Source organism: Pseudoalteromonas sp. SR43-7 (genome assembly GCF_014163785.1).
In the GTDB taxonomy this organism is placed as follows: Bacteria; Pseudomonadota; Gammaproteobacteria; order Enterobacterales; family Alteromonadaceae; genus Pseudoalteromonas; species Pseudoalteromonas distincta.
Genome location: NZ_JACJDY010000043.1, coordinates 1 through 10580 on the forward strand (window position 1 = coordinate 1; position 10580 = coordinate 10580).

Below are 10580 nucleotides of genomic sequence, written 5' to 3' on the forward strand. Positions count from 1 at the left end.
GCCAAGCAAGTCATAAAGCTATGTAAGAGACGTATTACACAAAGCTATATAGAAAAAAGTTTAAAAAACTTTATTTTGAATTACGAAAAAGAGGCCGCTGGATAAAATGGGGATCCCTCAGCCCAAAGGGTTCTTCCTAGGGGCTATTTACTCTTTGTTACTCGGTTTTTACTTAGCCCACTAGGTTACAAATCTCGCGCCGCGATTAAATAGCCCCTAGTTTGAACAAATTTTAATCCGCAAAGAGCAACAGACCCTAGTATAAAATACTATATAACTTGCGGCGATACTTAGCTGCGAGTGCGTCGCCATCAGGTAAAGAGGCAATAATGGCTAAAAAGCTTGGTTTTGCTTCGTTGAAGTTCAGATCTTTTTGTAGAACTGTAAACAGTACATCCAATGCCTCTTCTTTTCTGCCTGCTTCATTAAGTAAAATACTGAGCTCTTCTTTTAGTTCTAAGTCATTTGGATACTTTTCTACTTGTTGTTGCTTTTCTTTAATCTCTGGTGAGTCTTTTGCTTCAAGCGCGGCTTCGCATTTTGCTTTAATATTATTAAAGTAAGCATCTTGCTCTTGTGCACCTATTGTATTTATAAGCGCTTGCGCTTCATCTACCTTGTGAATTTGAATACATATGTCTGCTAGCACTAACTTGATACGTGCATTACCGCTGTCTATTTCATAAGCTTGCTTTGCATAATTAAATGCAGCATTTAAATCTGACTTTAATAACGCTTGCTTTGCTTGTTCTAATAGTAAGTCTTGTTGCGCAGGTAAATGCTTTGCTAGGGCTTCGCGTATTTGCGCTTCGCTTTGAACACCTGCAAGTAAATCTACTGGTGCGGAGTCTTTTAATAATACAAGCGTAGGCAGTGTTTGCAGACCAACTTGTTGCGCAAGTTGAGAAGCGAGTGCTTGTTCTGCATCGCAATCTAGGTTTGCTACTACTATATAGCTTGCATATTCTGCTGCTACTTTATCTAAAATTGCGGCCTGTCCTATACAGTCAGGACTTTGAGGAGAGAAAAAGTTAAGCAACACCAATTTTTGTTGTGATGTTTCACCGAGTACTTGTTGAAGGTTTTGCGCATTAATACTAACTATGTTGCTCATTGAATTGATTGCCATATTCGTCTATTTAGGTTTTTATATGGTGATGAACATAATAATTACAAGTCATATACCTAAATCACTCGGTATACATATTCAACAATAAGGGAAAATATGAAATTAACTTACCTAAGTGCAATACTTTTATTAGCAAGCCCATTAGTACAAGCAAATGGACTCGATTTGAATTTAAGCAAAGCCATGCCAGCTATTGAAAAGTTTTACCTCGACTTACACCAATCCCCAGAGCTCTCTTATCACGAACAAAAAACAGGTAAAAAGATAGCAGATAGATTAACTCAGCTGGGTTTTAAAGTAACAAGTAATGTAGGTGGCTTTGGTGTAGTTGGTATTTATAAAAATGGTGAGGGGCCGACAGTAATGATCCGCACTGATACTGATGGCTTACCTATTATTGAGCAAACAGGAAAATCCTATGCCTCAAAAGTCAAAGTAATAGACGAGCACGGTGCAAAAGTAGGTGTAATGCACGGCTGTGGCCACGATATCCACATGAGCTCTTTTATTGGAACTGCAGAGCAGTTAATTGCTCATAAAAAACAGTGGCAAGGTACATTAATGATGGTTGCACAACCTGCAGAAGAAGTAGGTGGGGGTGCTAAAGCGATGTTAAGCGAAGGACTATTTAGTAAATATGTAAAACCTGATCATATAATTGCTTTACATGTAAGCGCTAGCGTCCCCGCTGGTAAGGTATCAATGAAAAATGAATACACGATGGCAAGTGTAGATTCTGTCGATATTACAATTAAAGGTAAAGGTGGTCATGGTGCTTATCCGCATACAACTATAGACCCAGTGGTTATAGCTGCACGCACTGTACTTGCTTTGCAAACAATCACAAGCCGAGAGCTTTCACCGCTTGAGCCTTCTGTTATTACTGTGGGGTCTATTCATGGTGGTTCAAAACATAATGTGATTTCGGATGAAGTAAAACTACAACTCACTCTTAGAAGCTATAACCCCGATGTAAGAAGCGCTCAAATAGCAGCAATAAAACGAATCACCGCAGGTATTGCACAAAGTGCTGGATTAGATGAATCAAGCTACCCTGTTGTATATGTACATGAAGATGAATCTATTCCGTCTACTTATAATAACCCTGCACAAACAGACATTGTTAGAAACTCTATCGCCAGTGCAATTGGTGATACTAATGTGCTTGAAACACAAGCTGTAATGGCAGGTGAAGACTTTGGCCTATACGGACGCACCGATGAAAATATTCCTATTACATTATTTTGGCTAGGTGGTGTAAACCAAGCACAATATGCAGATTCGATAAAAACAGGTGAGGTTCTCCCTTCCCTACACTCTAGTAAATTTGCACCAGATTATAAAGTTGCTATCCCTACCGGAATAAAAGCAATGAGTAACGCTGCTGTTGCCTTATTTAATAAGTAACCTAAGTTTAGGTTAAGTAATACCAATTCAACATTAAGTAATATGGTTTAATAGAAAAGCTCTGTTGCTAACTAGCAACAGAACTTTTTTTATAACTCGACTTTTTAAAGGTCGCTTTTCCACCTCGTTTAGCAAAACGTTTTTTAGGTGAGCTTTTTGGTAACTTCGCAAATGCATTGCTATCGCAGTTTGCTGCTAATTGAACAAACTCATTTAGGTCAGCAAGTAAAGGTTGTAAAAATTGCTGATAACTCATTGCCTGCTGTGCAATATCACCTAAGCTCGACTCCCACTTTGCGGTTAAATCAGGACTCGCTAAACCTTGTGGTAATACGCTAATAAGAGCAAGTCCCGTTTCGGTCGCTCTAATTGACTTACCTTCACGTTTTAAAAAACGCCGCTTAAATAGCAACTCGATTATTCCCGCACGTGTTGCCTCCGTACCTAAACCATCGGTGTCTTTTAATACTTTTTTAATTTGTGGATCTTTAACATAACGGCTAATGCCCGTCATCGCAGCCAATAATGTCGCGTCGGTAAAATAAGCAGGAGGCGACGTATGCTTTTCGACTACTTCGCCTTTATCACAAAAAAGAGGCATACCTTTTGTTAAAGGAGGTAGCGAGGCTTCACCTTTTAATTCAGATTTACCCATTAACGCCTTAAAACCCAAGCTTACATCTTGCTTTGCATTTGCCTTAAAAAGCCCACCTGCAATAATGACCTCAGCTTTAGTTTCGTTATATATATAGTCGGGATAAAACTGAATTAAGTAATGACGGCTTATTAATTGATATACCTTTGCTTCATCACCGCTCAAACTAGTTGACTTTAACTGCTTAGCCGTAGGCACAATGGCATGATGGGCAGCTACTTTTGAATCGTTAAAACATTTACTACGCTTTTTTACATCAGCCCCGTTTACTAATTCACTACTTTGCCCCCCATTAGCATTTATTGCCTTTAAAATAGCAGATGCTTCTTGATGGTGATCTTTAGGTAAATAACGATTGTCTGAGCGTGGGTAAGTTATTAATTTATGACGTTCGTAAAGTATTTGGCAAATATCCAATACTTTTTGAGCTGGCATACCAAATGCTCTAGCCGCATCGATTTGTAGTGCAGATAAATTATAAGGTAATGGAGCACTTTGCTTTTTTTGTTTTTGGTCGAGAGAAGTAAGCTCAGCACTTTGCTTTGTAATACGTGAAGCAACATTTTCTGCAAGAGCTTTGTTAAGTATTCGCCCTTCTTCATCTTGATGTGGCTCACATGCTTTACTAGGAATCCACTTAGCTATGAATGGTTGATTATCTGGAGTAAGCAAATGCGCCAATACATCGTAAAAAGGCTTAGATACAAAGTTCGCTATTTCGTTATCTCTATTAACAACAAGACCTAAAATAGGGGTTTGAACCCGCCCTACCGAAAGCACATTACCAAATCCTGCTTTTTGCCCAGCTAATGTGTATGCACGTGTTAAATTCATACCAAATAGCCAATCAGCACGAGAGCGCGCTAAAGCAGATACACTTAACGGAACAAAATCTCGATTAGAACGCATTGTGCCCAATGATTTCTTTACCGCCGATAAGTTTAAATCACTAATGAGTAAACGTTGCGCACTTTGTTTTTTAGCCTGACTTATTTTAGCTTCTTCTATTACTTGGTCGACCAGAAGCTGGCCTTCACGGTCTGGATCGCCAGCATGAATAAGTTGCGAGGCTTGTTTAATTAATTTTTTTAAAACAGTGAGCTGTTTGCGAGTTTTGGTTTTGGCTTTTAACTTCCACTGCTCAGGTATTATAGGTAAGTGATCAAACTGCCACTTTTTGAAACGCTCATCGTAGTCATCGGGTTCTGCTTGCTCAAGTAAGTGCCCTATACACCATGAAACACAATCACCATTAGCTACTTCTATATACCCATCGTGTTTTTTATGTGGTTTTGGTAAGGCATCGGCAATTGCTCTGCCTAATGATGGTTTTTCTGCAATGTAGAGTTTCATGGGAGCCGCTCACTCACTGTTCATATAAACAGTAGTTTAGCACAGCTATTTTAAAGGTGGGGAGTTTTATCTTTTGCCCTAAAACTACCTTGTTTAGTGAAAAGAATAATTAGAGGTAAATAACACACAACAACTGTGGCTATGTTGATAAATGGTATTAGAGTCTGATAAACAGCAGTACTGTAAGCTAAATCCCATAAATGACGATCAACTAAGCGGAATAGTTGCAATATAGGTGCACCAATAACTACCAATTGACCAATAGCACATTGCCATAGGTACACTTTATCTTTTATCCCCCAGTAAGCGATAAGTGCCATCCAAATAATATCTGTTAGCGCCCAAACTAAATAACGATAAATATAAATGTCATCAAACCCTCTTAGGCTTGAAGCAGTTAGGTTACCAAAGAGGAAAAAAGCTGCGGTCAGTAATACAAATCGAAAGGCTAGGCGATCTTTAAATACAAAAAATATAAAAATAGCTGGGCTTAGCATTAAAACCCAGCTTTTACTTAAAATACTAACAATATACAAAAACCATTCAGGCAAAACATTCAGCCTTACTTTGTTTTTTTATCGTCATCTGTACCATCACCATTACCTGGCATGCCACAATATTTATTGATTATTTTCACAGAAACTCCATCACATATGTTAAGGAAATGTACTTTAAGCTAAAACAATAGGATTGCCAAGGTACTTAAACGAACAAAGTACCTTAAAGTGAAACTTATTCAATAAGCGATAGCGTCAAGCTCTAGCTTAACGCACGTCAATCGGATCAGACTCTTTAGCCTTACCTTGTAGAATTGATATTTCTACACGACGGTTTCTTCGGCGGTCTTCATTTGAATCGTTTGGTACAAGTGGGCGAGTATCGGCGCGCCCTACTACCATCATGCGGTTTTTATCAAACCCTTGCACTGTTTGTAGTTCGCTTGCTACTGCTACAGCTCGCTTTGATGATAGGTCCCAGTTGTTAATATATAACTCATTCGATACCTGAAAATCGTCGGTATGGCCAGATACAGTAATTTCGCCAGGTACATCTTTTAGCAGCTCACCAATATCTTGAATTATGGGTTTAAACTTAGGTTGTAAAAATGCACTACCTGAGGGAAATGAACCATTCTCTCTAATACGAATAATTATTTGCTGCCCTAAAGATTCAAGCTCAATCGCGCCATCTATTATTTGCTTTTCGAGTTGTTGCGCTATTTTTTTAACAAGCTCATTAGTTTGTTCTTGATCCGCAGCTGAAGTTGCTTGCTCTGACGATTGCTCTTGAGAAGTACTACGAGATTCGCCACCACGTTTGTCCCCGCGTTGTTCTTGCCTGCCGCCAGCTGAGCTTTCATCTCCAGCCTGAAACTCTAACATTTGTTGAGTCATTTCTACTGTTTGTTGTTGAATAGTTTCTATTGGAGTGGGTTCTGGTTTGCCTGGGGTAAACTCCATAGCAATAACAGAGGTACCTTTAGGGATATCTTTTACTTCAATTTTATTCTGCACACCAAAAGCAAACTTCATAGAGCCCGCAATTTGTTTAAACTTAAGTACATCCATTTCTGAAAACGCAAGCAAGAGTACAAAAAAGCACATTAACAGTGACATTAAATCGGCAAACGTTCCCATCCATGCTGGTAGGCCTGGTGGTGGGCATTTGCACTCTTGATCAGACATAATTACTCCTCGGTATCTACTTTTCGTTTAGATTCAGCTAAGTAATTTTTCAAAATACCTTCGATTACTTTTGGATTTTGGCCATCTTGTATACCTAAAATAGCATCTAAAATTAAACGCTGATTCATAGCCTCTTCGTCTTTACGCAGTTCAAGTTTTACCTGAATAGGAATTGCCACAACATTGGCTAAAAACGCACCATATAAAGTTGTTAAAAGCGCTACCGCCATTGCCGGGCCAATTGCTTTTGGGTCATCCATGTTAGATAACATTGCAACTAAGCCAATTAGAGTACCAATCATTCCCATTGCTGGTGCAATATCGGCTAATGACTTAAATAAGCCTGCGCCCATTTCATGTCGAGTCGTGGTTAAAGAGATGTCTTTTTGAAGTGTGGCGCGAACAACATCTGCGTCATGGCCATCAACAAGCATGTCGACGCCTTTGCGCATAAATGGATTTGGGATTTCAGCTTCTTCGAGTGCTAAAAAGCCCCCTTTACGAGCTGAATCAGCAAGTTCTACTGCTTTTTCAATAAGTTCTTCTGGCGTTTCAATTTTAAACATAAACGCTTTAGCAACAACTTTACCTATACCCAAAAACTGTGACATGGTGAAATTTGATAAAACAATGAAAAGTGAACCACCAAATACAATTACACTAGAAGGAGCATCGGCAAACATAGCCATTTCACCGCTACTACTCATAAACATAGACATGACAATTAAGCCAATTGCGCCTAGGATCCCGATTATGGTTGCTAAATCCACATTTCCTCCAGAAGTTTCATGCTTAATGGCCTTATCATAAACTTTTATTATTAACTGCTTATCGGCAACATATTGAATTGCTTAAGCCATTTTTATAAATAAACATAAAAAGCAGCCTTTAGCACTATTTTAGATCAAGTTATAAGGGCTACCTAATTATCAATTGATTTATTAAACTAACAGACCGCTATTAAGGCTTTATTAATACACTTGAAATATAATTTAACGTTATAAAGGTAAAAAACCAATATCATCCTTTGACCTAGTTTAGCATTCCCCCTAAAATTGACCCCTAAATTTATTATGTAAGCTGAAATAAAGATGGCGACTAAAAAACCTGAAAACTTAAGTTTCGAACAAGCACTAGAAGAATTATCTACAATCGTTAGTGACATGGAACAAGGTGACTTATCGCTTGAGCAATCGTTAAAGCAATTTGAGCGTGGAATTGCATTAGCAAGTGCTTCATCAGGTAAATTACAGCAAGCAGAACAAAAAGTATCAATTTTGATGGGGAATGGCGAAAAGTCAGTTCTTACGAATTTTGATAATGATATGGAATAGCTGTGAGCATAAATAATTATATCGAACGTGCTCAAAAAGATGTAGTAGCGACCTTACAACAGCATTTTAAACAGCCTCTCGATACTGAAGAAACAGTCAAGAACGCCACCCAGTATGGATTATTTAATGGCGGTAAAAGATTACGTCCATTTTTAGTTTATGCTACAGGTAAAATGCTCGGTGCAAACCAGCAAGACTTACATGTACTTGCAGCTGCAATTGAGTGTATCCATAGCTATTCGCTAGTTCATGATGATTTGCCCGCTATGGACGATGACGACTTACGCCGTGGCCGCCCTACTTGCCATATAGAATTTGGCGAGGCAAATGCAATTTTAGCCGGTGATGCCCTACAAACACTCGCCTTTGAGCTTATTGCGAATCACAAATTTACATGCTCGTCGCAAACACAAGTAAAAATGATTGCTACGCTTGCCAACGCATCAGGCCTTGAGGGCATGGTAGGCGGACAAGGTCTTGACATAGCAGCAACAGATAAAGTAATTACCGTACAAGAGCTTGAGCGAATACATAAGCTAAAAACCGGAGCTTTAATTAATTGTGCAATTACACTTGGTGCACTGTGCAGTGAAAAGGCAGATCAACAAACCTTAGAAAATTTAAGCATTTTTGGGTATGCTATAGGGCTGGCGTTTCAAGTACACGACGACATTTTAGATGTTGAAGGCGATACGGTTACTTTAGGTAAACCACAAGGCTCCGATATTGCCGCGAATAAAGCGACATATCCGGCGTTATTAGGTATGCTAGGCGCTAAAGAAAAGGCGCAAAATTTAATACAACAAGCCCATGAAGCGTTGGCAAATATAGATGCTGACACAACACTTCTTGCGTCGCTAGCAAATTACCTAATTGAGCGTGACCACTAATTTTTGCTCATACGTATTGCAATTAGCACTGACATTATTACTCAACATTAATTATTCGTAAAAGCTTTGAATGAATTAATGTTAGCGAAGGATATATATAAAACCATGACACTTGATAGTAGCAAGTATCCATTACTTAATTTGGTTGACGAGCCAGCCCAATTGCGTGACTTAGCGCAAGACAAACTCCCTGCATTTAGCAATGAGCTGCGCGATTATTTACTCAACTCAGTATCGCAAAGTAGCGGTCATCTAGCGTCTGGTTTAGGGACGGTTGAACTAACCGTTGCGCTACATTATGTTTATAACACTCCAGACGATCGCCTAGTTTGGGATGTGGGTCACCAAGCTTATCCACATAAAATCCTTACAGGTCGTCGCGACCAAATGCACACTATTCGCCAAAAAGACGGTTTGCACCCTTTTCCTTTTCGCGATGAAAGCCAATACGATACGTTTAGCGTAGGCCATTCAAGCACCTCTATTTCAGCTGCCTTAGGTATGTCTATTGCCGCCCAAAAAGAAGGCAAAGGTCGAAAATCTGTAGCCATTATTGGTGACGGAGCTATCACCGCAGGCATGGCATTTGAAGCGATGAATCATTTAGGTGATGTAAAATCAGACATGCTTATTATTTTAAATGATAACGAAATGTCGATTTCAGAAAATGTTGGCGCATTAACAAATCACTTTGCCCGAATTTTATCAGGTAGCTTTTATACTAACATTCGTGAAGGCAGTAAAAAGTTACTCTCAGGTGTGCCTCCGGTAAAGCAACTTGCCAGTAAAATGGAAGAGCACATTAAGGGCATGATGATCCCGGGGACCTTCTTTGAAGAATTAGGCCTAAATTACATAGGCCCAATTGATGGTCACGATGTAAACATGCTTGTAGATACATTACGTAATATGCGTAATTTAAAAGGCCCACAGCTTTTACATATAAAAACGCAAAAAGGTAAGGGCTACAAACCGGCTGAAGCCGATCCTATTGGCTACCATGGTGTACCAAAATTCGACCCAAGCACAACTAGCCTGCCTAAATCTAAACCTAGCGCTGCTACTTTTTCAAAAGTTTTTGGCGATTGGTTATGCGACATGGCAAAGCAAGACAGCAAGTTAATGGCTATTACGCCAGCAATGCGCGAAGGCTCTGGCATGGTACGTTTTTCTAAAGAGTTTCCAGATCAATACTTTGATGTGGCCATTGCAGAGCAGCATGCAGTTACTTTAGCGGCTGGTTTTGCTTGTGAAGGTTTAAAACCTGTTGTTGCTATTTACTCGAGCTTTTTACAACGTGCGTATGACCAATTAATACATGATGTTGCACTGCAAAACTTACCTGTATTATTTGCCATTGACCGCGCTGGTATTGTTGGAGCCGATGGTGAAACTCACCAAGGTGCGTACGATTTAAGCTTTATGCGCTGTATTCCAAATATGGTAATTATGGCACCAAGCGACACCAACGAATGCCGCCAAATGCTATACACCGGTTATAAAGCAAACTGCCCTGTTGCAGTTCGTTACCCTCGAGGTAGCGCAGGTACTGCAGACATTGGAAGCACTATGCAACTGCTTGAAATAGGTAAGGCAGATACAATTAAGAAAGGCAGTAAAATTGCAATTTTATCATTTGGTACATTACTTGATAATGCACAGCTTGCTGCTAACGAATTAGATGCAACGCTTGTTAATATGCGTTTTATTAAACCACTTGATACTGCACTTTTAAATGAGCTTTCTACTAGCCACGATACCTTTGTTACGCTTGAAGATAACGCGATTGCTGGCGGTGCCGGCTCTGCAGTTAATGAATACTTGGCAACGCAAAAGGCTGATATTAATATCCTTAACTTAGGTATTCCTGATGAATTTATTAAACATGGCACACAAGATGAAATGCACGATGAAATGGGATTAGGCGAGCAAGGAATATTAAACGCTATTAAGGCGTTTATCGCTTAAGCTATTTACTTAGTTTATTAAAAAGGAGCCTCAAGGCTAATGCCGATCAGTTAAGAAAATGACCGGTTGACCGATCCAAACGATCATGCAAAATCCGTAGTTAGGAAACTAACTACGGATTTTTTTGTGAATATAGAACAAGCACTGCAAGCAACACTT

At 39.3% G+C, this 10580-nt stretch carries 9 protein-coding genes; 4 read left to right on the forward strand and 5 right to left on the reverse strand.

Features of this window, described 5'->3' with window-relative positions; genetic code table 11:
- Positions 1–256 precede the first annotated feature (256 nt).
- A complete protein-coding gene (locus H5087_RS19800; RefSeq protein WP_165744058.1) occupies positions 257–1114 on the reverse strand; it encodes a tetratricopeptide repeat protein in 858 nt (285 codons plus the stop codon).
- Positions 1115–1225: 111 nt separating this feature from the next.
- Here H5087_RS19800 and H5087_RS19805 point away from each other — a divergent pair, with 111 nt between their 5' ends.
- Positions 1226–2536, forward strand: coding sequence for a M20 family metallopeptidase (locus H5087_RS19805; RefSeq protein ID WP_182673122.1), 1311 nt, complete (start codon positions 1226–1228; stop codon positions 2534–2536).
- Between the two features lie 67 nt (positions 2537–2603).
- Here H5087_RS19805 and H5087_RS19810 read toward each other — a convergent pair whose 3' ends face one another.
- The 4 genes from H5087_RS19810 to pomA form a co-directional block, all read right to left on the reverse strand.
- Complete coding sequence (locus tag H5087_RS19810) at positions 2604–4544, reverse strand: DNA topoisomerase III (RefSeq protein WP_182673123.1); 1941 nt, start codon at positions 4542–4544, stop codon at positions 2604–2606.
- 50 nt (positions 4545–4594) lie between these two features.
- The gene (locus tag H5087_RS19815) at positions 4595–5095 is read right to left on the reverse strand and encodes a hypothetical protein (RefSeq protein WP_002961730.1); all 501 of its coding nucleotides are present in this window, start codon (positions 5093–5095) and stop codon (positions 4595–4597) included.
- A gap of 213 nt (positions 5096–5308) precedes the next feature.
- A complete protein-coding gene (locus H5087_RS19820; protein ID WP_182673124.1) occupies positions 5309–6229 on the reverse strand; it encodes a flagellar motor protein MotB in 921 nt (306 codons plus the stop codon).
- 2 nt (positions 6230–6231) lie between these two features.
- Positions 6232–6999 carry a flagellar motor protein PomA gene (pomA, locus tag H5087_RS19825; protein ID WP_024597197.1) on the reverse strand — a complete coding sequence of 256 codons (768 nt, stop codon included), beginning with the start codon at positions 6997–6999 and terminating at the stop codon, positions 6232–6234.
- A gap of 321 nt (positions 7000–7320) precedes the next feature.
- Between pomA and H5087_RS19830 the strand changes: the two genes are divergently transcribed.
- The 3 genes from H5087_RS19830 (at position 7321) to dxs (ending at position 10421) form a co-directional block, all read left to right on the forward strand.
- On the forward strand, positions 7321–7563 hold the full coding sequence (locus tag H5087_RS19830) for an exodeoxyribonuclease VII small subunit (protein ID WP_002961738.1): 243 nt from the start codon (positions 7321–7323) through the stop codon (positions 7561–7563).
- A gap of 2 nt (positions 7564–7565) precedes the next feature.
- Positions 7566–8453, forward strand: a complete 888-nt coding sequence (ispA, locus tag H5087_RS19835) for a (2E,6E)-farnesyl diphosphate synthase (protein WP_024597198.1) — start codon at positions 7566–7568, stop codon at positions 8451–8453.
- 105 nt (positions 8454–8558) lie between these two features.
- Complete coding sequence (dxs, locus tag H5087_RS19840; protein WP_182673125.1) at positions 8559–10421, forward strand: 1-deoxy-D-xylulose-5-phosphate synthase; 1863 nt, start codon at positions 8559–8561, stop codon at positions 10419–10421.
- Positions 10422–10580 lie beyond the last annotated feature (159 nt).